This window comes from Bacillus paranthracis, assembly GCF_001883995.1.
Taxonomy (GTDB): domain Bacteria; phylum Bacillota; class Bacilli; order Bacillales; family Bacillaceae_G; genus Bacillus_A; species Bacillus_A paranthracis.
Genome location: NZ_MACE01000018.1, coordinates 696,132 through 721,638 on the forward strand (window position 1 = coordinate 696,132; position 25,507 = coordinate 721,638).

At 34.3% G+C, this 25,507-nt stretch carries 24 protein-coding genes, 3 pseudogenes and 1 other annotated feature; of the genes and pseudogenes, 2 read left to right on the plus strand and 25 right to left on the minus strand.

Going from position 1 to position 25,507, the window contains the following annotated elements; translation table 11 throughout:
• Positions 1 to 20 precede the first annotated feature (20 nt).
• The 17 genes and pseudogenes from BAQ46_RS09890 to BAQ46_RS09970 form a co-directional block, all read right to left on the minus strand.
• Positions 21 to 1,103: a HAMP domain-containing histidine kinase gene (locus BAQ46_RS09890; RefSeq protein WP_071741867.1), complete on the minus strand. Its 1,083-nt coding sequence runs from the start codon at positions 1,101 to 1,103 to the stop codon at positions 21 to 23.
• A complete protein-coding gene (locus BAQ46_RS09895) occupies positions 1,093 to 1,800 on the minus strand; it encodes a response regulator transcription factor (protein WP_000276715.1) in 708 nt (235 codons plus the stop codon). Before BAQ46_RS09895 ends, BAQ46_RS09890 begins: the two co-directional genes overlap by 11 nt.
• Positions 1,801 to 1,939: 139 nt before the next feature.
• Positions 1,940 to 3,226, minus strand: coding sequence for a GTPase ObgE (gene obgE, locus BAQ46_RS09900; protein ID WP_000497115.1), 1,287 nt, complete (start codon positions 3,224 to 3,226; stop codon positions 1,940 to 1,942).
• Entirely contained in the window at positions 3,226 to 3,774 is a 549-nt protein-coding gene (locus BAQ46_RS09905; protein ID WP_071741868.1) for a sporulation initiation phosphotransferase B, read from the minus strand. Before BAQ46_RS09905 ends, obgE begins: the two co-directional genes overlap by 1 nt.
• Positions 3,775 to 3,837: 63 nt before the next feature.
• The gene (gene rpmA / locus BAQ46_RS30885; RefSeq protein ID WP_000944958.1) at positions 3,838 to 4,128 is read right to left on the minus strand and encodes a 50S ribosomal protein L27; all 291 of its coding nucleotides are present in this window, start codon (positions 4,126 to 4,128) and stop codon (positions 3,838 to 3,840) included.
• A gap of 3 nt (positions 4,129 to 4,131) precedes the next feature.
• The gene (locus BAQ46_RS30890) at positions 4,132 to 4,476 is read right to left on the minus strand and encodes a ribosomal-processing cysteine protease Prp (RefSeq protein WP_001993153.1); all 345 of its coding nucleotides are present in this window, start codon (positions 4,474 to 4,476) and stop codon (positions 4,132 to 4,134) included.
• Between the two features lie 11 nt (positions 4,477 to 4,487).
• Positions 4,488 to 4,796 (minus strand): 50S ribosomal protein L21, encoded by a 309-nt coding sequence (rplU, locus tag BAQ46_RS09920; RefSeq protein WP_000270908.1) that lies wholly within the window; start codon positions 4,794 to 4,796, stop codon positions 4,488 to 4,490.
• A 14-nt stretch (positions 4,797 to 4,810) separates the two neighbouring features.
• Positions 4,811 to 4,888: a sequence feature (ribosomal protein L21 leader region), on the minus strand.
• 77 nt (positions 4,889 to 4,965) lie between these two features.
• Positions 4,966 to 6,354 carry an Rne/Rng family ribonuclease gene (locus BAQ46_RS09925; RefSeq protein ID WP_071741869.1) on the minus strand — a complete coding sequence of 463 codons (1,389 nt, stop codon included), beginning with the start codon at positions 6,352 to 6,354 and terminating at the stop codon, positions 4,966 to 4,968.
• A 67-nt stretch (positions 6,355 to 6,421) separates the two neighbouring features.
• Complete coding sequence (gene spoIVFB / locus BAQ46_RS09930; RefSeq protein WP_000599049.1) at positions 6,422 to 7,282, minus strand: stage IV sporulation intramembrane metalloprotease SpoIVFB; 861 nt, start codon at positions 7,280 to 7,282, stop codon at positions 6,422 to 6,424.
• Complete coding sequence (gene spoIVFA / locus BAQ46_RS09935; RefSeq protein ID WP_000797467.1) at positions 7,275 to 8,021, minus strand: stage IV sporulation protein SpoIVFA; 747 nt, start codon at positions 8,019 to 8,021, stop codon at positions 7,275 to 7,277. Before spoIVFA ends, spoIVFB begins: the two co-directional genes overlap by 8 nt.
• A gap of 133 nt (positions 8,022 to 8,154) precedes the next feature.
• A complete protein-coding gene (gene minD, locus BAQ46_RS09940) occupies positions 8,155 to 8,952 on the minus strand; it encodes a septum site-determining protein MinD (RefSeq protein WP_000503311.1) in 798 nt (265 codons plus the stop codon).
• A 2-nt stretch (positions 8,953 to 8,954) separates the two neighbouring features.
• Positions 8,955 to 9,641 (minus strand): septum site-determining protein MinC, encoded by a 687-nt coding sequence (minC, locus tag BAQ46_RS09945; RefSeq protein ID WP_000391517.1) that lies wholly within the window; start codon positions 9,639 to 9,641, stop codon positions 8,955 to 8,957.
• A 35-nt stretch (positions 9,642 to 9,676) separates the two neighbouring features.
• Positions 9,677 to 10,222, minus strand: coding sequence for a rod shape-determining protein MreD (gene mreD / locus BAQ46_RS09950; RefSeq protein ID WP_000975746.1), 546 nt, complete (start codon positions 10,220 to 10,222; stop codon positions 9,677 to 9,679).
• 14 nt (positions 10,223 to 10,236) lie between these two features.
• On the minus strand, positions 10,237 to 11,088 hold the full coding sequence (mreC, locus tag BAQ46_RS09955) for a rod shape-determining protein MreC (RefSeq protein WP_001135483.1): 852 nt from the start codon (positions 11,086 to 11,088) through the stop codon (positions 10,237 to 10,239).
• Positions 11,089 to 11,129: 41 nt separating this feature from the next.
• Complete coding sequence (gene mreB, locus BAQ46_RS09960) at positions 11,130 to 12,149, minus strand: cell shape-determining protein MreB (protein WP_000466737.1); 1,020 nt, start codon at positions 12,147 to 12,149, stop codon at positions 11,130 to 11,132.
• A 157-nt stretch (positions 12,150 to 12,306) separates the two neighbouring features.
• A pseudogene (locus BAQ46_RS09965) lies at positions 12,307 to 12,465 on the minus strand (JAB domain-containing protein); the annotation flags it as partial.
• Positions 12,466 to 12,754: 289 nt separating this feature from the next.
• Positions 12,755 to 13,717, minus strand: a complete 963-nt coding sequence (locus tag BAQ46_RS09970) for a hypothetical protein (RefSeq protein ID WP_071741870.1) — start codon at positions 13,715 to 13,717, stop codon at positions 12,755 to 12,757.
• Positions 13,718 to 14,068: 351 nt separating this feature from the next.
• On the opposite strand from BAQ46_RS09970, the pseudogene BAQ46_RS31665 reads away from it, so the two are divergent.
• A pseudogene (locus BAQ46_RS31665) lies at positions 14,069 to 14,421 on the plus strand (SIR2 family protein); the annotation flags it as partial.
• An 84-nt stretch (positions 14,422 to 14,505) separates the two neighbouring features.
• Entirely contained in the window at positions 14,506 to 15,363 is an 858-nt protein-coding gene (locus BAQ46_RS09980; RefSeq protein WP_071741871.1) for a hypothetical protein, read from the plus strand.
• A gap of 128 nt (positions 15,364 to 15,491) precedes the next feature.
• Here BAQ46_RS09980 and BAQ46_RS09985 read toward each other — a convergent pair whose 3' ends face one another.
• From BAQ46_RS09985 to BAQ46_RS10020, 8 genes and pseudogenes are all read right to left on the minus strand, one after another.
• Positions 15,492 to 17,165, minus strand: coding sequence for a hypothetical protein (locus BAQ46_RS09985; RefSeq protein WP_071741872.1), 1,674 nt, complete (start codon positions 17,163 to 17,165; stop codon positions 15,492 to 15,494).
• A gap of 299 nt (positions 17,166 to 17,464) precedes the next feature.
• Positions 17,465 to 20,947, minus strand: a complete 3,483-nt coding sequence (locus tag BAQ46_RS09990) for a tetratricopeptide repeat protein (protein WP_071741873.1) — start codon at positions 20,945 to 20,947, stop codon at positions 17,465 to 17,467.
• Positions 20,925 to 21,263 (minus strand): hypothetical protein, encoded by a 339-nt coding sequence (locus BAQ46_RS09995; protein WP_071741874.1) that lies wholly within the window; start codon positions 21,261 to 21,263, stop codon positions 20,925 to 20,927. The genes BAQ46_RS09990 and BAQ46_RS09995 overlap by 23 nt, the downstream gene beginning before the upstream one ends.
• A gap of 21 nt (positions 21,264 to 21,284) precedes the next feature.
• Positions 21,285 to 22,631 (minus strand): site-specific integrase, encoded by a 1,347-nt coding sequence (locus BAQ46_RS10000; RefSeq protein WP_249024547.1) that lies wholly within the window; start codon positions 22,629 to 22,631, stop codon positions 21,285 to 21,287.
• Positions 22,632 to 22,644: 13 nt separating this feature from the next.
• The gene (locus BAQ46_RS10005) at positions 22,645 to 22,959 is read right to left on the minus strand and encodes a helix-turn-helix domain-containing protein (protein WP_002203274.1); all 315 of its coding nucleotides are present in this window, start codon (positions 22,957 to 22,959) and stop codon (positions 22,645 to 22,647) included.
• Positions 22,919 to 24,040, minus strand: coding sequence for a tyrosine-type recombinase/integrase (locus BAQ46_RS10010; RefSeq protein ID WP_071741876.1), 1,122 nt, complete (start codon positions 24,038 to 24,040; stop codon positions 22,919 to 22,921). The genes BAQ46_RS10005 and BAQ46_RS10010 overlap by 41 nt, the downstream gene beginning before the upstream one ends.
• 178 nt (positions 24,041 to 24,218) lie before the next feature.
• A pseudogene (radC, locus tag BAQ46_RS10015) lies at positions 24,219 to 24,743 on the minus strand (DNA repair protein RadC); the annotation flags it as partial.
• A 46-nt stretch (positions 24,744 to 24,789) separates the two neighbouring features.
• Positions 24,790 to 25,365 carry a Maf family protein gene (locus BAQ46_RS10020; protein ID WP_061132104.1) on the minus strand — a complete coding sequence of 192 codons (576 nt, stop codon included), beginning with the start codon at positions 25,363 to 25,365 and terminating at the stop codon, positions 24,790 to 24,792.
• Positions 25,366 to 25,507 lie beyond the last annotated feature (142 nt).

A 25,507-nucleotide genomic window follows, 5' to 3' on the forward strand; every position in this document is an offset into this window, starting at 1 on the left:
TTACAAAACGTTTTGTTATCTTACAGTTTTGTCATTTTTCTCATTAATGTATGATATTCTTCATCTTTTGCAAATTGGAACGTGAATGTTGTCCCTTCCCCTTCAGCCGATTGCACATACATACCGTGATGTAAATTATCACAAATTTCCTTCGTAATATATAAACCCATTCCAGTCGCTTCTCTCGTTTTCCGGCCATTTACCCCTGTAAAGAATGGATCAAATATACGCTTTACATCTTGCTCTGGAATACCGATTCCATTGTCCTTAATATGTAATAACACCTTTTGATCTTTCTCTTCAATTTGAAATTGAATTTCCTTTTTCTCTGCTTCCGAAATTTTTGTATACTTAATTGCATTTACAACAATTTGTCCTATAGCAATACTGAGCCATTTTCTATCAGAGGCAACCATACAAGTATCTTCCTCAAACATCACTTTCGGAAATACAGACGATTGAATGAAGGACTTTCTATTTTCATTAATAATACCTCTAATAATATCTATCACATTTACTACTTCTACTTTATAATCTTTCGCAAACTGCTCTAACCTTGCCATATGTAACGCTAAATCTAAACCATTTAGTATGCGATTATTTTCTTCACGAATACTTTCAACTGTTGCCCTTGCTTCACGATGCTCTTTACCAAACTTCTGTAATAGTAACTCAATAACAGATACCGGTGTTTTCATTTGATGAATCCATTGGTTCATAAATATCATTTGCTGTTGTTCTTTTGCATGTTGTTTATGAACTTCATTCATATATTGCTGTCTTAATAGCGTAAACGATTCAACGACCATCTCTTGCTCTGCCGTATAAGAAGTATCAATAAGTAAGGAATCATGTAATGTATTTCCGCCAGTAACATACTTTTTAATCCTCTTTAAAAACACACTCCGTTTTCGGTAATCGTAAATGAGATATACAGTAAAAACAACTGTCCCTAATAAAAGTCCGTATAACCACGTATTCCAATCAATAGATCGCTTTTCTAAAAGACTTTGCAACTGCAAAACGAGCCCAAATAAACAGAGGCTAACAATGTAAGAAAGAATTAAAGAAAAGCGGTCCATGAGGTAATCTTTAACCTTCATGGCCTTCTCCCCACTCTGTAAGAAGCGCATAACCGTATCCACGTTTCGTTACAATTGCATTTTTAATGCCTAGCTCCTCTAGTTTCTTTCTTACACGTTTTACATTTACGGTTAATGTATTATCATCAACAAAAGCTACCTCATCCCAGAGGGCTTCTAACAATTCTTCGCGCGTTACATATTGATCTGCTTGTTTCATTAAACACTCTAATAAGTAAAATTCATTTTTTGTCAGTTCTGTTTGTTGCCCTTGCCACTCAACAACGTGCTGAGATGGGAATAACAACAGTCCATTTACACCTAAACAATCGCTTTCTGCCGCAGAAGCATATTCACCATACCCACGACGAAGTGCACTTTTTACCTTAGCCATTACAATGTCTAAATGGAATGGCTTCGTAATGTAATCATCTCCGCCATTTTCAATTGCCATTACTTGATCCATTTCCCCCGTTCTTGCAGAAACAAAAATAATTGGTGCATTCGATACAGTGCGGATTTGACGACACCAATAGAAACCATCAAAATACGGTAAATTAATATCAAGTAACACGAGATGTGGATTTACTTTTACAAACTCATCTTTTATATGTCGTAAATCACTTGCTCGAAATGACTGATAGCCATACCTTTCTAAATGCTCCTCTAATATCCCCGCGATTTTTTCATCGTCTTCTACAATTAATATTTTATACATGTTCACTTTCTCCCCATAAAAAGTTCTTATAAAACCACTTCTTTTTCTATTATAAATTGAAAATTTAATTAGTGGGGATTTTTTCCTGTATAAATCAGACTTTTACGATATAAAAAAAGACTGCCATATTTCGGCAGTCTTAGTCGATAAATTCAAATTCATATTCAAGAATTTTTACAATATCTCCGTCTTTTGCACCACGTGCACGAAGCGCTTCATCAATACCCATTCCGCGCATTTGGCGAGCGAAACGACGTACAGATTCATCACGTGAGAAGTCTGTCATCTTGAATGTTTTCTCGATATCGTAACCAGAGATAACAAACGTGCCATCACTTTCACGTGTAATGTCAAATTTAACACCTTCAGTCTCAAGTTTGTACATTACACTTGTATCAGACTCATCCGCAACTTCATGTATTGGGAATTCAGGTGTTGTTTCTAATAAGTTCGCTACTTCAAATAGTAAATCACGAACACCTTGTTTCGTTACAGCTGAGATTGGGAAGATTTTTACTTCGTCTCCCACTTTCTCTTTAAATGCTTGTAAGTTTTCTTCTGCATCTGGCATATCCATTTTGTTTGCAACAACAACTTGTGGACGCTCCGTTAAGCGAAGATTGTATTCTTTTAATTCATTATTAATCGTTACGTAATCTTCATATGGATCACGGCCTTCTAAACCAGACATATCAATTACATGCACGATTACACGTGTACGCTCAATATGACGCAGGAATTGATGACCAAGTCCAACGCCGGCATGTGCGCCTTCAATTAGTCCAGGAAGGTCAGCCATAACGAAGCTGCGGTTATCACCTGTTTCAACAACACCAAGGTTTGGAACGATTGTTGTAAAGTGATACTCTGCAATTTTCGGACGTGCTGATGATACGACAGATAATAATGTAGATTTACCTACACTTGGGAATCCAACAAGTCCAACGTCTGCTAGTACTTTAAGTTCTAGAATGACATCACGTTCTTGACCTGGTTCCCCATTCTCAGCAATTTCTGGCGCTGGGTTCGTAGCTGTTGCGAAACGTGAGTTACCACGGCCACCGCGGCCACCTTTTGCAATTACAGCTGTTTGTCCATGTGTTACTAAATCCGCAAGAATTTGACCTGTTTTTTCATCTTTTACTACCGTTCCTGGCGGAACTTTAACGATTAAATCTTCAGCTTTACGACCGTGCTGCCCTTTACTCATTCCGTGCTGACCACGATCAGCTTTGAAATGACGTTGGTAGCGGAAGTCCATTAATGTACGTAAGCCTTCTTCAACAACGAAAACAACATCTGCACCTTTACCACCGTCGCCACCTGCTGGACCACCTTTTGGAACATACTTCTCACGACGATACGCAACCATTCCGTTACCACCGTCGCCGCCTTTTACATATATCTTGACCTGATCTACAAACATTATTTCACCACACTTTTTTCAATTGGTTGTAATATAACTAAGACTTCTTCGTCTCTTACTGTATAAGAAATGGAATACCATTTATTGTTTTGGTTCGCAAGCCAATTCTGTAGTTCTTCTACACTCGTTAGCTTACCACGAAAATCAAAAAAGAAACGAGCATTCTCCGCGTCACATTCAATTGTGATACAAACATAATTTTCAACATATACGTCTAAACTATGCTGAAGCATTGAGAAAAATTGATTCGTCCATGTACATACAGTCTCATCTAAGTGAGATAAGTTATGTAAATTCCCTAATACTTCGTACTCCAATAAGCACGGCTGCTGTTTCCAATTATATGTTAAAATCCACTCTGAAAATAAAGGCATTGATAGCCCCATCAGATTGGATTCTTGTCTCGCTTCTTGGACAAAACGATCGATGAGACTATGAATTTCTTCCACTTTTCCAAGGGAAAGGTTTCCTTTCACCATCTGCATACGATTGAGCCAATCATGTCTTGAATGGCGCAATGCATCTATAATTGTCCATTTTTTATTCATTTAGATACTCCTTAATATAGAAAAACTCTAACCTGCACTCAGGTTAGAGTTTTCCGTGAGTTCTTATGCTTCTTGAGCAACAGGATATACGCTCACTTGTTTGCGGTCACGGCCAAGACGCTCGAAGCGTACTACGCCGTCAACTTTCGCGTATAAAGTGTCATCGCCACCACGACCAACGTTAACACCTGGATAAATTTTTGTACCGCGTTGACGGTAAAGAATTGAACCACCTGTAACCGTTTGACCATCTGCGCGTTTAGCACCAAGACGTTTTGACTGAGAGTCACGACCGTTCTTTGTACTACCTACACCTTTCTTAGATGCGAAAAACTGAAGATCTAATCTTAACATACGTTACACCTCCTGCACTTTTTCTATTAAACGGATATACTTTCCGTAATCAAGTTCGATCGTCTTAAGCGAAACAACCAATCCTTCTAAAAGTATCTGTGCTTTTTCTGCTGTATGAACGTCTAAATCATTAGGCAATTCATACGTTAAGAATCCACCATCACTTCCGAGTTCAATAGTTGCCTGCACATTACAAAGTTCTTCCACAGCATTTATGGAACCAAACACAACCGCTGTAGTTCCAGCACAGACAAGATCTTGTCCATGTGGCGCATAATCGGCATGTCCAGTCATTTTAAATGATTGGATACTTCCTAATTTCGTGCGACTTATCGTAATTTTAATCATGTTAACCAGAATTAAGCGTTGATAGCTTCAACAACTAGCTTAGTGTAAGGTTGACGATGACCTTGTTTCTTACGATTGTTCTTTTTCGCTTTGTATTTGAAAACGATGATTTTCTTAGCGCGACCGTGTTTTTCAACTTTCGCAGTAACTGTTGCACCTTCTACAACTGGGCTACCAACTTTCACGTTTTCGCCACCAACGAAAAGAACTTTGTCAAAAGTAACAGTTTCACCAGCTTCAACATCTAATTTTTCAATGTAGATTTCTTGACCAGCTTCAACTTTGATTTGTTTTCCACCTGTTTCGATAATTGCGTACATACTTGCACCTCCTCTTAATTACTAAGACTCGCCAAAAACGAGGTAGACATAAATGCCTTTAAGGAACCTGTCTTGTGCGGTTGTAGCATATAGCCGTTTAGGTGCTATAAACTATAACATAAAGATGTTATCATGAATCATAGACTATTGTCAATGAAAGTTCTAATAACTATTTTTTCCGTTCTATAATTTCTTTTTTACTTCCAAAACGGATAATAGCGTACTTTTCGATCATATCATCTTTGAAATAAATTTCAAATGGAATATTTTTTTGTAATTCTTTTTGCAAAAATTGTTTTTGTAATTCTTTAGGTGCAGAGATTAATACTGCCTCATCTTCTATATTGCCATATGTAATTAGCTCTCTCTCTAGCTCATACGCAATCGTTTCATATGACATGACATAACCCGTCGCTTTGCACGGTGCACACTCTTCAAGTAATACGTCACGTAAAGAATGTTTTTTACGTTTACGTGTCATCTCTAAAATCCCTAACTCTGTGAACCCGAGCACTCTTGTATATGTGCGATCATTTTGCATAGCAGCGATGAGACATTCTCTTATCTTTTCTTTATCTTCTCTTCTTTTCATATTAATAAAGTCAATTAATATCATACCACCAATATCACGGAGTCTTAATTGACGCGCTATCTCTTCAGCTGCTACTTCATTTGTACGAAGGACTGTATCTTGTAAATTCTGTTTTCCAGTAAACTTACCCGTATTCACATCAATTACAGTCATCGTCTCCATTTGTTCCACAATTAAATAAGCACCATTTGGGAGCCAAACAATTTTTTGAAGTGCTTTCTCAATCTCACGCTCTATGCCAAAATGGTTAAATATTGAAGACTTTTCATTATAAAAAGATATTTTTTCTTTGCCGACTTTTTCTTCTAATTCTTTTACTATACTTCTTGTATCTACAACTACTTTTTCAATCGTTTCAATTGGATTCTCTTGAAATACACGATCTAAAAAGGTTGCTGGTCGATGGACTAGTAACGGTGCCTTTCCTTGGCCCTCTTTTCTTTTTAACTCTTCATATAACTGCTGTAACCTTTGCATTTCAGCTTGTATTTCTTCAATTTCTCCTTTTTCAGAAGCTGAGCGGAAAATATAACCTCCTTTCCCTTCTACTTCAATTTGGAGTAATTGTTGCCTTCTTTTATTGTTTTTTATTTTCCGAGAAACCGCACGCATTTCATCATATGGCATATAAACGACATATTTCCCGGTAAATTCTATATTTGCTGTCAATTTTGGCCCTTTCGTATCAATTGCCTCTTTTACAACTTGTACGAGTACCGCTTTTCCTTCATGTATATGATAAGAAGATGGTACATCATCGTACGAGAGATAAGCATGTTTTTCTAAACCTATATTTACAAAAGCTGCATTCATTCCAGCAATCGTTCTTACGATACGTCCAACATAAATATGCCCAACAATCTCTTGTTCTTCATTTCGTTTCCATAAAAACTCAACAATTTTCTTCTTCTCTTCAATTGCAACGCGTTTTTCCGATCCAGCGTAGTTTATATATAACGTTTTCAAAATACTTTCCTCACTTTATAATCTTCTTTGCTTTTACAATAATAAAAGGTTAGTGCTAACGTCAACACTAACCGATTAATTCTTCAACAGATGAAGTTGTTCGTTTTTCAGTAAAATACGCATAAAGCAATTCATTTTCATCCAATGTGTAATGTTCTTTATATTTTCCGCGGACGATAATAGAATGCTTATAGCCTCTACGAAATTTTGTGAATATCTTATATAAATGATCTTCTGATTGCACCTCAATCGGTGCAATCTTTTCAATTCCTCTTTTGTTCCCATAATAACGTTCTAATAAAAAACGCATAAAGGCATACCGTCTTTGCTTCCATTCTTGATATAACGACACCGCTAAAAATATGAGTAGTACCCACATCATAATATTGTTACTATTCCAAAGTAACTGCCATCCTAGTATGACACTAAAAAAAACACATGATAATTTCATCATCTTTTCATGTGCTTGTAAATAAGGAAAACGATATGATAGTACGTTAAACAATACTTTTCCACCATCAAGAGGCCAAATAGGTAGTAAATTAAACGCTAAAATAATTATATTATTCCACATAAAGAAATAATATAATTCCGCATGAAGCCAACCAGCTTCAAACAACATATAGCCTACCGCCATCATCCAAATATGTTGAATAGGTCCTGCAATTACAACAACTAGTTCCTCTTTCAATGATTTATTCCCATGTTCCTCAAGCTCAGCCACACCACCAAACGGCAAAAGTTGAATCTTCTTAATACGCCAATTATAATGTGCCGCTGCAAAAGCATGCCCAAGTTCATGGATGAGAACGATACAAAATAACAGTAGTAACTCTTTAAAACGTGCCGTGAAAATACCAATGACAATAATAACCCAAAACAACGGATGTACTGAAATCTTTGTTAAAACATCTCTATATTTAATCAAATGAAATCACCTGAATCGGATCAATAAATTTTTCATCCTTTTTTATTGCGAAATAAAACTTACCATTTTTATTATTCGCATCATTATTCACTGTTCCAATTTTTTGTTTCTTTGAAACGTAATCATATAATTTCACTGACATATCATTTAAATTTGCATACCATGACTCCGTACCATCTGCATGCTGAATTTGAACTGTATTACCAAGTTCCTCTTTCTTGCCCGCAAAAACTACTAGCCCTTCATTCACTGACTCAACAGTTGCATTTGTAGCTGTTTGTACAAATACACCTTGGCCATTTTTTTGAAACCCTTGCATCACCTTTCCGGAAGCAGGAATGGCATAATCTTTTTGCTGAATCTTTTCTTCTTTTTTCTCATTAGGCGAATAGAACACGAGCGGTTTTCCAAACTGTTTTTCGTACCATTTCGCTACAGTAGCAAACTGAAATTCTTCTTTCATCACTTTTTCTGTAACAGCTTTAGCACCGTCGAAAGAAGCTGGTGCATTCTTATATAAAATAGCGACAGAAAGAACTAATATTGCTGATAACAATACTTTGAAGAAAAACACTTCTTTTCGAAATAAAGGATGAATTTCCTTTTCTCCATCTTCAATAAACACTGTTTCACTATCAAAATTCCCTCCAGCAAAATACTGCTCTTCCTCCATCCTTTCTTGCTCTGCCTTCCTCTTCGCAATCCGTTTTTTAATTTCTTCTACACGTCTATTCTTCATACTGTCTCCTTTCTTTCGTTAAGCTAATGTACATAGAAACAGTTGTATACAGTTTGTACATATGTATGAGCTAGGTATGGAAGATATTCGTGTGAAGAAAAAAGAAAGCACTCCGCAAATATGCGAAGTGCTTTTAACGGATTCCAAAGAAGTTTTTCACCTTTGTAAATACCGATACCTTTTCTTGTTCAAATGCTTGTAATGGGACATTCTCACCCAACAAACGTCTTGCAATATTACGATAAGCTAACGCTGCTTTTCCGCTCGGTTGCAACGCTACAGGCTCACCTGTATTTGTAGCACGAATAACTTCATCATCATCTTCGACAACACCAAGAAGCTCGATTGACAATGTACGTACGATTTCATCAACATCTAACATATCCTGTTCATGAAGCATATGACTACGCACACGATTAATAACAAGTTTCGGTGGTTCAATATCCTCTTTTTCTAAAAGCCCGATAATACGATCCGCATCGCGCATTGAGGATACTTCTGGCGTCGTAACAACAATTGCTTTATCCGCACCAGCTACCGCATTTTTAAATCCCTGCTCAATCCCCGCAGGACAATCAATTAATATGTAATCATAATCTTGACGTAATACTTGTATTAATTCATCCATTTGTTCAGGTGTTACCGCTGATTTATCACTCGTTTGTGCTGCAGGTAATAAATAAAGATCATCAAAACGTTTATCTTTAATAAGAGCCTGAGGTAAACGGCAACGCCCTTCAACGACATCAACAAGATCAAATACAATACGATTTTCCAGCCCCATTACTACGTCTAAGTTTCGAAGACCGATATCTGTGTCAATTAAGCACACTTTCTTTCCAGATAACGCTAGGGCTGTCCCAATGTTCGCAGACGTTGTAGTTTTACCTACACCGCCTTTTCCAGATGTAATTACTATTGCCTCTCCCACAGCTATACAATTCCCCTTTCTAACTTTGTTAAATTAGGTCTAAGATGAGTGAGAAGTTGCAGTCGATCGACAACAATGTGATTGTTCTCATTAATATACGCACATTCTGCCGCCTCCGCTCCGTCTTCTTTCTCTTCCGGAGCCCGCATTGCCACATCACTAATTCGAAGTTGCATCGGGTTCATAACAGATGCAGCGATTACAGCATCTGAATCCCCATAATAGCCCGCATGTGCAATTCCTCTTAATGATCCTACGACAAAAATATTCCCCCCAGCGATAACCGTTCCGCCTGGATTAACATCACCAATTAACAATAAATTTCCTTTTACATGTAAAACTTGTCCAGAGCGAACAATTTTGGAAATAGGGACGATTTCTGTTTCTTCTTTCCAAGCTATTGCTTCCTCTTTCGTTATAACATCACTTTCAATCGAATCCACAACGAGATTCTTTTTATTACGAATTAACGTACGAATCTCTTCTTGTTGGACTTCTGTTAAATAACGGTTTCCTACTTTCACATGCACTTCAATTAAAGAGCGTCCATCACCATCATAGTAATGTGTAGAAAGCTTTTCATCCAATTCCTTCAATAATTCAGAGAATGAACAACAATCATCTAAATGAAGGGTTATTCCGTCTTTTGTCCCTTTTATTGTTACATTTTGTTGCTTTTTTTCTTCCACTAAAGTTCACCCCACCGATTCAATTCGACATAAAATTAGAAAATCCTTTTTTCTTTTTCTTCCATCGCTTTTGAAAGACGCACTAAATATCGTCTCAGTGGGAAACAAACTATCAATAAGAAAATTGCATTTAGCAATAAAGTAGACAGGAGACGATCTGTGAAAAAGACATACGCCGACATATGAGTACGTCCTAACAAAGTTAAAAATCCATACACATAATACTCTAATGCTACTATGCTAGCTAGTACGATAGAAGTAACAATAAATAAATTCAATTGTAGTACCTTCATCACACTATAAACTAAATAAACTAAAATCGGATACGCAAAAATATATATACCAACAAGTTCCGTGTATACGGTATCAAATAAGAAACCAAATAATAGTCCGTAATAAATCCCTTGGACCGGACTATAGTACACAGTAATAAAACATAACACAATGATAAAGAAATGAGGTGATGCTATACTGTCTTTCCAAAAAACCTCTGTTGGAACAATAGTAGCAAACATATTTTCAAATAAAAAAGCAAAAAGGAGCAAAAGAGGAAGAGCTGCTCTTTTTAAAATCTTCATCATCTCTTCTCCCCCTCCTATTCTAATGGCGCTGAAGGCGTTTCACGTTTCGCAACTACAACATGCTCTACGTCATTTAAATCAGCGGCTGGCTTTACATAAGCTGTTTTTGTTAAACCGTATGGATCCTGCTGAACTTCAACGATTTTTCCAATTACAAGACCTTTCGGGAAAATATCACCGAGCCCAGATGTTACAACTAGTTGATCCTTATCTACCGGTGCATCAGAACCAATCTTTGTGAAAAGAAGTAAGTGCTTTTCTTTATCGTAACCTTCAATCAATCCAAAGATTTTCTCATTCCCTTGTACGATAGCAGAAACACGATTTGTTCGGCTCATAGAACTTAACAATTCTACTGATGATGTAAACTGAGATACACTTTTCACTCGTCCCACTAAACCTTGTGGAGTTAATACAGCCATATCTTTTTTTATTCCTTGCTGTGCCCCTTTATCAAGTCCAACTAAATCGTACCATTTATCTGGATTACGAGAAACAACAGTCGCTGGAATTTCAGTATAACCGCTATTTAACTTATCTTTACCCGTTAACTCTTGTAACTTCTTGTTATCATCTTCTAATTGTTTTACTTTCCCTGATAGACCTGCATAATTGTCTAATTTTGCTTTTAATTCTTTATTCTCTTCATACGTGCGCTTTACATCCTCTACATTTTCGAAGAATCCAGCTACGTATTTCGCTGGCTTTTGGAATACACGTTCTACAACACCGACAGTGTCTTTAACAAACTGCTCTGGCCATGTTAAACTGTTCCGTTCTTTCAATGAGATTCCAATCAATGCCACGAGAAGAATAATACTAACTAACAAAACAATTAATCTTTTGTTTAAGAAAAACTGTGGCACGTTCACACCCTCTTAATTTCATTGATTTTTATTTTGCAATATTATCGAGCAGCAGTTTTGAAAAGATCGATATTGTCTAATGCTTTACCCGTTCCAATTGCTACGCAATCTAATGGGTCTTCTGCAACAAGAACTGGCATATTTGTTTCTTCACTAATTACTTTATCTAAGTTACGTAGTAATGCTCCGCCACCTGTTAATACGATACCACGGTCCATAATGTCTGCCGCTAATTCAGGTGGAGTTTTCTCTAACGTATTTTTAACAGATTCTACAATGGCATCTACTGTATCTTTTAATGCATCTGCAATTTCTTCTGGCTGAATTAGTACTGTTTTTGGTAAACCACTTACTAAATCACGACCGCGAATTTCCATAGGCTCGATACCTTCTGGCTCGCCTGCAGAACCGATTTCTAATTTTAATGCTTCAGCTGTTCTTTCACCGATCATTAAGTTGTAGCTTTTCTTAATGTACTGAATGATTGAATCATCCATATCATCACCAGCAACACGAACTGATTGACTTGTTACAATACCACCTAAAGAAATGATTGCAACTTCTGTTGTACCGCCACCAATATCAACAACCATGCTACCAGTTGGTTCCCAAACAGGTAAGTTTGCACCAATTGCTGCTGCAAATGGTTCTTCGATAGGATAAGCATCACGAGCACCAGCTTGACGAGTCGCATCGATTACTGCACGTCTTTCTACAGCTGTAATACCAGATGGTACACATACCATTACATAAGGCTTACGTGAGAAGAATCCATTTGATTTTTGAGCTTGTTGAATGTAATATTTCATCATTGTTGCTGTTGTTTCGTAATCAGCAATTACACCGTCTTTCATCGGGCGAAGTGCCACAACGTTTCCTGGTGTACGACCAATCATTTGTTTTGCATCGCTACCTACAGCAACGATTTGTTTCGTATCAGTTTGTAACGCTACTACTGAAGGTTCACGTAAAACTACACCTTTTCCCTTTACATATACAAGCGTGTTCGCAGTTCCTAAGTCTATTCCAAGATCGCGAGTAAAGCCACCAAATCCAAACATATTATTTATCTTCCTTTCTTGTTTTCACGGACTCATTTTTTCTTACTTTATATTATAAAAACAGTACGTTTTTTATATCTTTATCCTTTTTGTAGATAATTTTCTACAAAAAACTCATAAATCACATTATAAAACAAAATAAGTAAAAAGCATAGTCTTAAATATGACCTTTTTCCTTTAAACTCACGAATTTATGGTCACCTATTATAATATGATCGAGCACTTCAATTCCGATAATCCGACCGCATTCTACTAAGCGTTTTGTTACTTCAATATCTTCTCGGCTCGGCGCAGGGTCTCCTGAGGGATGGAAGTGCGTATGTTTTCTTCAGTAAAGTTCGTTGATACCTAAATAGCAATTGTCACCATAGGGTATCCGTTTAAACTAAATTCTTACCGTCACACTAAAAATTCACTGTTGCGAAGCAACATTATACCGTTCTTTCGTTTTTATATAGTGTGTAGCTTTTGAATAAAGTTTGATCAAAAGTTTTCATAAAACTTGCTACAATAATGTTTTCTATCCCCCCTCTAAAACCGTGCAACTTTCTTTTAAATTTACATTTAGACATATTTTTATCACAATTAACCCCATTTACTATTGTTTAAATGTTCATGTAGCCGTTATTATCCACTACTGGATATCGCTCGATAACCCCTCTTTTTACCATACGCTCATATACCCTATCTAAATACACATAATGAATTCCGTGACCACATCTCTGACACGGTGCTAATGTTCTTCGCTGCGATTGTGAATGAGCACTGGAAGATCTACACCTTTGTTTTTCTGTGTCGTATAAAGAAGGATAAGAGTTACGATATCTACGCCCCTCACGAGTTCCGCATGGGGGTGCAAATAAGTATGTTTTATTTATTACCCGTTCAATAACATAGTCTATGTCCTTATTTGAAACTCGGTGGTCACAAGATAATTTCCCCTCTGTTAAACGACAATCAAAATGCCCCTTATTATGTAACTTTTTCAAATGTTCAATTGCTTTTGTTTTATCAATCCAGACTGAGTTTGTAATTTTCCTACCTTTAGAATCAATTGAGTAAATGCTGTAGTAACCATTTAATTTTTTACATTGCATACACGTACACTTTTCAATACGTGGAACATTTAAATTACTATTATCATTTAAAGCTTCAATTGCTTTTGTTCTATCACTACAGGTTTGTTGTGGTAGTAGTGTGATTAAATTACGTTCAATCCTTTCATCATCATAAAATGGCATAATCGTTTCAATAACTTTTTTTCGAACATGTTCACCTTCTCCGAAGTAATACAGAGCATAAACATAACTGTCTTTGAATGTTTCTAAATCTTTTATTGTAACTTCTTTTATTCTTTCTCTTCTTTCCTTATAAAAAGTAGAACTTGGAACGCCCTGTTTCATAATCTCTTTTGAGTTACCAACCTTGATACCTTGGCTATCACACCAGAGCATAACACTATCATTTGTAAACTTAATATCCGGTTTCACATAGTCAGTATACATGTTGTACATATTCTTTCCAAATACCGGGTTACTTTCAACTACAAAACCGTTTTCTAATTGCATGTTATCGCCTCTCTCTTTTCAAGTTAACCTTCTTTAACTATTTTTATTTTGTGTTTAATTCTCTAATTTTTTCATACTTCTTGCCCCCTCGATTTCTTGTAACTTTTGAATAAAGTTTGATTAGGAATGTTTTGAAAATCCTTATTTAGTGAGAACCAAAAGAATTTATTTCGAAAAAATTTTTCATGAAACTTACTACAGTAATGTTTTTTTAACCTTCCCTAAAACGGTTAAACTTTTTTAAAACATCGCGGCTTACTTGCAAACCTAAATACTGTATTTGAATCCTTAATTCATTGTTAAAGTATGATACGATTATATTAATAACTTAAAAATACGGAGGATAAATACATGAACAATCAATTAATGTCACTATCTTTTTCAATGGAAGCAAATAAGGGGGGTATGCCTTATTACTAGGGTCTGGAATATCATTCTCCGCTAACATCCCCACTGGATGGGTAATACTTAAAGAATTGTGCAGAAGAATAATGGAAGTAAATGGTGATACACATGAAAATCCTATTCAATGGTACCATGATTATTTTAATAAACCAGCAGCATATGATGAAGTAATTGAAATGTTGGCTAAAACCTCTACTGAGAGAGTCGGTTTACTCGCCGAATTCTTTGAACCGAAGGATGATGAGGAGGATGTAAAAAACCAACTAAAGCGCTCTCTCCCCATTAGTAAAAGAATGAGATTCTAAAATATAATTTTTAGAGAGGGAATTACTAATAAATTTGGTATAATTTTTTAGTAATCATTTATTTAAGGGGGAGTTGAAATGAACAATATGAATATTATGAATAATTTGTATCAAGGATTAGGATATGAACAGCAAGCAATGGGACAGTTTTGGAAAATGGGTTACGAAGCATTTAAATTTAATGCTGATTTTGGATTTGATATTTTAGTACATAACTTACAACGCTGTTTTGCTAAAGTCGATTCTAGTAAAGAAAATTACTATTTTCAAGTCAAATCTCGTCAATGTAAAGCGGACGGCTTTGGCTTTAAACAAACAAATGATGGGTTAGTTAGAGTATTATATGCTCAGTTGGATTTTAAGAAAGAATACCTTCAAAAAATCTTACAAGAAGATAATTCATTTTTATTATGTTATTTATATGATCCAACTAAACCCAAGCTAGATTCTATAATTACCTCTTTTTGGCTTAATAGTAAGAACCTTAAATGGATTTTTGAGCAAAAAAAATACTTTGATGAATATAACGAAAAATACTACCTAACCTTACAAGTATTATATAACGCAAATTTAAAACATCTGACAGAAATCATTAAACACCAAGCCGTTGAGAAACTCGGACTAGAAGAATCAGCAGAGATTCGCAATTCAATTTCAACGCTAAATACCAAAGCTCATATAATTAATCACCAATTCACTCCTGTGGTTAACGTTTTACCAAATAACGAAAATAAAGATAATGTTAATATGTATATTCTTAATGAAGAATTCTTTGACCTAACATTATTTAAACAAGCATCTTATTCAGATTTTAATGAAAATCCTTTTACTGTTAAAAAATATGTCGAATTTGAGGCTGATTCTGAATTAATTGATCAATTACGTGATTATGCTATGACAGATATATCTTATGAAGTCAGTAACATTTATCTTTAAAATCTAAAAAGGAGGAGATTTACCCTCTCCTTCCTTTTATACCTTTTTTAGAAAGTCCTTCTTTAACTGAACTATGCTAAGTTATATACACAGTAGAAACTCTATCTCATAATAAACTTTATAAAGGTTCAGTCCCTGATTCTTGAACCTTCAACAGTATAAACTTCAATATTTACTTCTTTATCTTCTAATTCAGTTACATTTCCTTCATGCCAATTAGCTTGAATATAATCCACCCACTTACTATAATTACGACGTATCTCAGCATTTTGGTAGTCTTTTTGCTGTTCATACATTACTTGCTGATATTCATAATCATCTTCTATTTCATAACGAGCTTCTTCAAATTCTCTACGTTCTTCTAGGGCTACTAAATCTTCTCCATGATTATTCCTTTTAAAATATAATCCCTTTCCATTAATAGGCCTACCTTCACAAATCTCTCCGGTAAACTCTTTAACTTCTTCTGATAAAGAATATTTAGTCACCAATCCATTCCATGGATTCCCATTTTTATATTCACCGTTGAAATATTCTATCCCCTTAATGTAACCAATTCCTTTAACTCGCATTTCATCTTCCAAAATACCTTCAAATGTCTTATATCCTTTGTTACTATAAGTGATTCCATATCCAGTTATTTCACCATTTTCAATTTCTCCCTGATAGTATATCTTCATATTCTCATTAAAAATGGTTGTAACTCCATTAATTAGCTCCCCTTCATGAAATTCGCCATTATAAAAATATGGATTATCTTCAATAGCAGTTAGCTTATATAAAATACCATGTTTAATTATTCTAACTAATGATGATGTTTCATACTTAATTTGATAACACTTGCTTTCAGAATTATAATATCCATAAACAACCCCAGACTTAAATTGATTCGATTGAAATTGACCAGAACATTTTAATTGTCCTTTAGTTGTATAAAGTTCTCCGTTTCCTTCAAATGCTTTTTTATTATCCCCAACAAACATAAGTACTCCATTTAAACACGTTTCATAAACAACTTTTCCATTTACCACCTTTTCTTCAGGTTCAATCTTAGAAGGAGTAAATGTTAAACAATAAATCTTTTGCAAGATGATATACAAATCAATACCGATTAATTCATCTATTGAAGACACCTCTAGTTTATCCAATAGAGGGAGTGGAATAAAATCAGCAAATACTTCTTTAGATAGTTCTTCAAGATATTCATTTAATTCACCCGTTTGCTTATTCCCTTTGTACTCTTCTAAAATATTTTGCAATGTGAAAAATTGTTCATATAATTTGTACACCTTATTTAATTCTTGATTTGTAAGCTCTTTTCTTAAATTAGCTACATTTTTAATCCAGTCATCACTAAAATAAATCCTATTTGGTTTAGGCGTACTCACTTTTAACAAACTATTTACATATAACTCTCGTAAATTGGAAATACCTCGTTGAAGATCATAATAAACAATAAGAGCATTTTCTTTCACCATTTCTTCATCACGATTAATCTCTAATTTTTGTATTTGTTTAGATACCTTCAGATTATTTTCACTTACCATCCATACTTGGTAACTAAAAAATATTGTGGCAATTAAAGCATAAACTGCAACTAGAATTGTAAAGATATAGGAAAGCGATGTTATCGAACTAGCTGTCACGTTAGGTTTACCACGTAATTCCCACATTTTCTGTATAGCTTCACCTATATCACCAAAAATCATATAAGCGACCGCTATGCTACTAACAAATGGAACTAAAAAAGCATAAATTAGGATTTTTTTTGTCTTCCTAGAAATTTTAATTTCACTATTCATTCCGTCCCTCCAAAAAAGGTTTCTTATGTAATAATTGAGTACAATAATTAACCAATAGTAGAAAATCAGTTCAAAAGGTCTGCTTAGATGAGCAGACCTTTTTGTAATAAATTAGGTATTAAAAAAATTTCACATACAGTGATCATGTTTTTTTATTTTATGGCGCCTCTATTTCAAATACAATTTTAAAAACTTGTTTAAGCACTTGACTACTTCGAGCTTGATTTAATAAAAAACTTAATTACCTACCGAGCTCTTCAAGCTAAAAATAAATAATTTAACTTAAACTAAAACCAACGTTATCTTTGTTTATACGCTCTAGTTATATAATGCTCTTTACACGCATCTATCCCTGCTGGCTCTAACAAATACTTTAAAACAATTGGTGAGGAAAAATTAAGACTACCTGCTGATAACTTTATTTCCCTTATTACCAACTCCAATAAAATATCCATATTAGGATTTATTTTCTTTTCATACATTTTATAAATAACATTACGTAATACAGGTAAGTATTCTTTAAAAGTCTCTTCGTCTGAAAGGATTTCCCTAATGATATGTTTAAGCTTATCACAATCTGTTCCCACTCCAACTATCAACGGTTTACTTAATACATAATCAATTAGTTTTAAAAGAATAATTTCATTACATACTTGAAAATATTTTTGTTTGGATAGTTCCAACACAGCTTCTAAAATTTCTTCAGGTGAACATATTTTCTCCACTAATCCCATTGAATTAGTAATAACAACACTAGGATTCAATACTTTAACCATCTGTCCAATTACTTTATCTTCGCAGATAACAATATCTCCAACCTTCGGTTCTATTAAAATAGGGTCCATCTCAAAATCGCCAATAATCTCCAACATTTTCCCTTGCAATTCCTCATGTTTAGACTCATTTATCTCTACAATATCTATATCTTGTAACAATAGTACAACGTTTCTCCAAAAATTAATATTTTCTTCTCGATACTTTTCACTTTCATGTATAAACAGGGGCCTCCCATTTTCATCTACCGTAAGTGTCCCACTCCTATTTTCTCCTTGCTCACATAAATCTCGAAAAATCATCTGAATTTTCTTTAAGGTTTTCCTAGTAATGTATACACTATCTTTTATATTTTCGATTTTATCCAATAACCCCATGTGTTGTAAGAATACAATTGATGAAAAAGATAAAATCACTCTGTTATTTAGTACTTCTATAGGATTAAGTTCTCCTGCACGAAACAACTGGTTCGGCATTGAAAGTAAGTTTCGTATTAAACCAAGATAATTTTTATAATCCTTGTTACCCAGGGCCACCATTGGAATACCTATCCCATTCCCCAAATTATATTGTTTTAAAAGATATTCACTTCTCTCCTTTTGAGCTACCAATATAGGGAGTAGCGGTGTCAATGGATCTTCCTCACTTATATGGAAAGTCTGAAAGTATTTTGAAGATGGGCAATAGATTTGATACTTCTCCATACAATATCGAAATGCATACACATGTTTTTTTACAATACTTGTAATATGATATTGCTGGCCATCTAATTCAAGTATCTCATCTTTTTTCAAGTGTAATAATCTTGTACCTATTATTGACTCACTTGAATATTGTTCACATCCTATAACCTCTTTACCTTCTTCTACACTAAGACTATTTTGGTTATTAATACAAATATACCTCTTTGGTCCAAAGGGATTATTAAGCTCAATTACACTATCTTTTTCTACTTTATCAAGATCAACAACTTCTTGTGTATTAGTAGATACCCTTTGAACTTGATTAAAATGCATCGCTACATATTGCATATAAACTTTCTCATCAAATTCGTTCCCTAATAAACTTAAAGCCTTATAGCTTATCTCATTAGCAATTTCTACCTTATCCATTGCACTTTTAGCTAATGCCCCCATCATTAAATCCTGAGGATTATCACTAGTAACTAAAAAATCTATATATTGATCTATCTCCTGCAACTCTTCTTGTTGTAGTTTTATAAAAACAATATTATATGCTGCATATGTATTTGGTTTTAAATCAAATGACCTTACTAAAAAATCTAAAGCACGTGTTAACTTATTTTGTTGTAGCAAAACGTCCGCTTTCATCCGAAAAGTGCTCTCTCTTCCCTCTCCTTGTTCTATGATATTCGCTAACAATTCTTCAGCTCTTTTCAAATGTCCATCCTGTCCCAACTGCAAAAGTACCTTTACAAAAAACTCTAAAACTTCTAGTGTATATTCTTTACAAGATTCGAGGATCTCTATAGCATCATCAAACATCCCCATTCTATAACATGAGCGTGCAATAATAAATCTTTCATGATCATCTGCTTTAATACATGCTTTAGATTTTTGTATATACTCGTTAGCTAAATCTTTTTTATTATTTTTATAGAAATAATAAGCGATACTTTCAAATAAAATCGCATTATCAAAAAATTCACTTTCAAGCTCTTTGATTTTCTCACTTACTAAATCATGCTCATACGTCTCATAATATGAGCAGAAGTACATTCCAAGTATATATCCAATTGCTGCATCATTTTTATAACTCTTATAATCTGTACCCTCTACCATCTTCAACACTTGAGAATAATTACTATTCTCGTAATATATCGCCACTATTTTCAATAATAGTTCCAATCGAGGTAACTCTTCATATATTTGTTCATATATTCTAACAGCTAACTCATCCTTACCTTCCAAAGCATACGCTTCCCCAAGTATATACTTTAATTTATCAGTCTGTTGTAATGTAATAGGGAGTTGCTCTATATCCTTAATTACTTCTAACTGGTTCAAAAGAATTTTAATTGAAAAGATATTCGCCCAGAAATCTTCTTGTAATTCTATACTTTTCTCCTCAAAAAAAACTTGAAGCCTCAACATATTTTTCAATTTCTCTTCAAGCAAAGTTTTTTCCTGTGACGAAATTAGAGCCACAATTCCTCTTCTATTTATAACAGGCCAAACTTCACTTAAAATAAGCAAATATTCTTTATACGAAGAATAGCTTATCTCATTTGAATGTTTTAAATACCCCCTTGCCAATGAGTACTTACCGAGATTGAAATAAGCAATTCCTAAGTAATATTGCATCTCCTGATTTTCTTTATATACTTCTTTAATTTGTTCCAACTTTGTAAGTTGTTGAATTGTACCATCATAATCTTCTTTAAATAATAAAAATCTAATTTTTTTGATTTCTATCTCTAATTCTGTAGTATTTATTCTTTTAAAACCTTCAATAGATTCTTGGAATAGCTGTTCATCTTTCTTTATGCATGCCAAACGATTCATTAATTCCAATCCATACTTATTATCCTTTTCTAACATATTAATAAGCTCTAACATAGCCTCTGCTTTAGAGAATTCATTCCCCTCTAATAACATAATACCTTTAAAATAATAAATTTGTATTTGAAATGAATGACCAATGTTTTTGAAACCTTCAGTTTTAATTAACTGTTCAACAATCCCCTTTGCATTTTCAATTTTCCCGTCATCTATAGAATTTTTAATATCTTGAAGTGTTGTTTCCATTAACTGATCATAAAAGTCAGTAGAATTTGGTTGATAATCAAAATTACCATTATCCTTTTCTATTTGCTTATTTTTTTGCATCGATTCCAGCAACTCCTTAAATTCATCTGGAAGTTGCTGATTGATGATGATGTTCCCTCCCGCTTGATACACGTGCGAATTCATTATTGAATTGACATCAATTGCCTGTACTACTTCTTCTCTCTTAAATAAGCTCTTAATCGTTTTTATGATCCTCATTCAAATTTCCCCCAACCATATTAATAGTTGAACCTTCTATTTTTTTTGCATTGATACTTTGCTTAACACTTTTCGTTCCTTCTACATCTTTTGTACTATCATTTCTCAATGAATAAAAATAATAATAAATTACTAAACCAATATATAAAATTAATAAAATTAAAATACCACCAATTAAGGACCATGGAAGATGTTCTTTAAACCACGTAATAATATTAAATTGCGTTAACGTAGCTACATCTGCAAAGACTCCCAAAATCATAATACCAACTACAAAAATTATCGTTTTTAACGGTTTTAAAAAAATGTTATTCATAGTACTTCCTCCCTTAAATATCTACTCTAAAATTTTTCTTTGTTCTTTTATTAATTCTTCTATTAAATAATCCTCTAATTTCCCATATCGTGAAGCCTGAGTTAACGAAAGCCCAAAGCCTTCAACAAGTAACTGCGGGCCAAAATTAGCCGCTATCATATTAAAACAAGTAATCCGTAACACCTTAGGTGTAAAATTAGTTATTTTTTTCACTTTCTCCCTAATAAATTTATTACTCACTGGATCATTCCTATAAATCTCAGATGAGCTCGTACTAACAAAAAGATAGGGTTTATTAATTATATTCTTAATCTCTCTTCTTATCCTAGCATATGCTTCGAGCATTATAAGATCATCTTTAAGTAAATATACAGGAGGTCTGTTTTCAAAATTAATCTTTTTCTCATCAACATCTATATCTTTTATTTTTATATTTTTGATATCTGATGTACTGAGCCCATGATAAAAACATAAAGACACTAATAATGATTCTTGAGGGTAATTAAACATACTTTGTTTAATTATTTTCCCCACACTTTTCTGTTCATCTATAGTTAAAGGCATGTGAGTTGGAGGCAATTCTTTTGATACTATTTCTGGCAAAGGAACATGTGTCAGAAATTTCTTTCGCTTTGCTAACTTAAATAAAACCAAAAGGTCCTTTCTCACAACCTCTCTATTTTTTGGAGTTAAAGTAAGTAAAAAATCATATATATCATCTTGTTGAATCATCTCCCATGAAAGAATGTGCGGTTTAAATTCTACAATAAACCTTACACATCTTGTAAATACCTCAATATCTGTTTTAATTGTTATCAACTTCAAAGGATTACGAGCATTAAAATCAATTTGTCTTTCTCGATACCGCATCCGTTCATTAGTATACACCTCTAAAAGGCGTCTAAATTCTTTGGGTATACTGTTTATAAGCCTATCTATACTATCAACCAACGGTTTTTCATTATCCACTTTTAATAACTTTTCTTGTTCTAAAAAAGCTAATAAACTCCTTCGAATTTCTTTGACGTTAACTTTTTCCAAACACTTCAACAGCCAATCTTCTGTAATTTGAGTAGGAACTAAAAACTCTTTCTCAGCTATACAAAGTACTTCTCGAGTTCCTCTCGTTAACTTACACATTGTATCATAACGTATCCCCAACGTTTTCAAATATAATATGTACTTAACAAACAAATTTGCACTCCATTTTTTACAAAACACTTCCATTAAGAATTTCTGTGATTGTTCTTTTTGTATCCTTTTTTCAGAAGCACAATAGCTACAGTTTTTTGTGTTTTTCTTTATATAAGAGAGACTTAATATTCTTCCACACGATATACAATTGGTGTTTTTCATATGCCTTCCCATCACCTCCAAATAATTAAATTGGTGGTAGCTTCTTATCTAAATTCAAACCATTAACTACTTCCGTTTCTTGAATATGATTAGTTTTGTCCACCATATACATGTATGAAGGCGTATGTTTCCACAATTCATTTGGAGTACATTCTAGTGCTGTACATAATGCATCCATTGTATTTGTTTTAACTTGTTTAGGTTCACTCGTTAGCAAAGCACTAATAGAAGGTGCAGAAAGCTTAAAGCCCGCCTTATCCTCTAGAAGCCTACCCAATTCTGCCCCTGACCATATCCCTCTATCCGCCATCACCTTTCTTAGTCTCCATTCTAAAGCCATCTTCTTTCACTTCCTCATCGTATTGCTGTAGTTGCCTTTTCCATTTATCTTGTGCCATTCGAACTCTTTTTTCTACATGATCCGAACCAGGTTTTGCATAATTAAATGTAGTAGATACTTCTACATGTCCCAGTAATTCTTTTAATGTAAGTAGGTCTACCCCCATCTCTGTTTGTCTCGTTGCAAAAGAATGTCTCAATTGATGCGGACTAAAAATTTCTTCCTCATTAAATCCTAATTTTTTCTGTCTTCTCCTCAGAGCACTACGTGCTGTATCTCTACTTAAACGATTTTCAGATTCAGCATAGAATAAAGGACCTTGAATTTGTTTAGTGAACAAGGTGCGTATGTTCTCTAAATACCATTTCAGCAATACGTCTGCATTATCTAACAAAGGTACCCATCTAGGTTTATACCCAGATCCTTTTGAGCCCTTTCCATATCTTACATGTATCTTGCCGTTTTCTCCCAAATCAAATCGACAGTCTTTTACATCTAACATTACTATTTCAAAGCTTCTCAATCCAGTGAGTTCCATCAATCTGAATATTGTGTAATCTCTAGCGACAGTTGAATATTTCCTTGCATTTTGCATTTCTAACTTTAATCCATTCCAAAACCTATCTAGTACACCCGGCAACGGCGGCAATACCTTTTCCTCATGATCATCATTTCTATGATAATATTTATTAAATTTATCGATTACCACCGGCACTTGTATCCCATATTTCTCCCATATTTCATGACTGTGACGTGTCCGTAAATAATCAAGAAAACTTGTAAGCGTCGATTGATATTTCCTCCTAGTCGAATAGGCCAATCCTCTTCCTACTAAACCCAGATAAAACTTGTCTGCATCATGAATAGTAATTTCCCAAATAAACTTATCTGCAAGTTTCAAAAATTCATCAATACACCTTACTCCCAATGCTATAGTTTGTTCTGTATACCCTAAAACCCTCTGCTGCTTTTCCCACGCTCCAATTAATTTAGCTTGATACTCTCTTGACTCATCAAATGTAGGTAGTCCTAATTCATCATTAGGATGATTAATAAGAGTAAAAGAAGAACGTTTCCCCATATAAGCACATCCCCTTTTAGGTAATAACTAAAAATATTAGTTATTACCTAATATAACACTATAATTAACAAAAAGAAATATACATGTTCCTTTTCCCTTGAAAGACAAATAAAAAAGTCGTTCGTTTTTCAACCGATGTCTTTTTTTACTTGTTGAGGAACATACCCGCTCCCCGTTGGTTATGAAGACATATGATAGAGGCTGCTGCACGGCGAAATGCTTCTTTAAAAACTTCCCTGGGATGTACAATTGAAGAGTTTAAACTTCCAATAAAAATCGTTTGCCTATGTATAACTTGATTCTTTGTGTTCAAATAGAGACATACAAAATGCTCCTGTTGCAAGAAGCGCATTTCTTCCATCATATATCTGGCGCAATCTTCCGGGCTTCGAATGCTGTATCTATTTTGATATTCTAAACGCACCATTCTTCTACCGAGTTCAAAAGCAGCGATGAGCTGTGATGCCTTCGCAACTCCAACACCATGTATACTCACTAACTCTTCTAGCGTTGCGTCTTTCAACATACGTAAACCATCAAAATGATGCAAAATTTTATCCGATAACTTTAAAACTGTTTCTTCTTTAGAACCTGTTCTGAGTAACACTGCAAGAAGCTCCCGATTGGATAAACTTCCAGCCCCTTCTAACAATAAACGCTCCCGTGGCTGTTCTTCTTTGACAACATCACGAATACCGTTCATTTCTCCACCCCTTTATTTGTTCTCTCAAAGAAAATCCCATGCAGTTTTACGCATGGGTTACATCAATATTAAATTGTTTTAATTCCCGAACAAGACGTGAAATTGGTAACCCAACTACACTATAGTAGTCCCCTTGAATATGTTGAACAAAAATAGATCCTTTACCTTGAATCCCATAACTTCCTGCTTTATCCAAAGGCTCTTTTGATGCAATGTATGTGTCAATTTCCTCTTCTGTTAATTCCCAAAACGTAACTTCTGTACGCTCGTAAAAAGTGACTGTTTTGTCCTTTGCTATAATTGCAACACCTGTATACACCTCATGTGTTTTCCCTGATAATAATTGCAACATTTCTTTCGCCTCAGCCCCATTAGATGGCTTTCCAAGAATACGCGACTCATATGTAACAATTGTGTCTGCACCTAACACAATATAATCACTGTTGTTTTCTGCTACCGCAGATGCTTTTTGCAGGGCAAGGGACATAACAATATCAGAAGGCGATGAATACGCACCAATCGTTTCTTCTACTTCACTTACAACAATTTCAAATGGTACACCCGCTAACTCAAGCAATTCCTTCCTGCGAGGTGATCCTGAAGCTAAAATAATTTTTTTCATATTTTCTCCTTCCTTTCTCACATGAAGCAGAATCATTTATATCAATCGTATCAAAGGAATAGTTTGTCCACAAATAAAAGAAATATTATTTTCTCTAAACAAAATAATACTTCCTTACCAAAACACGATTATATTCCTGTCA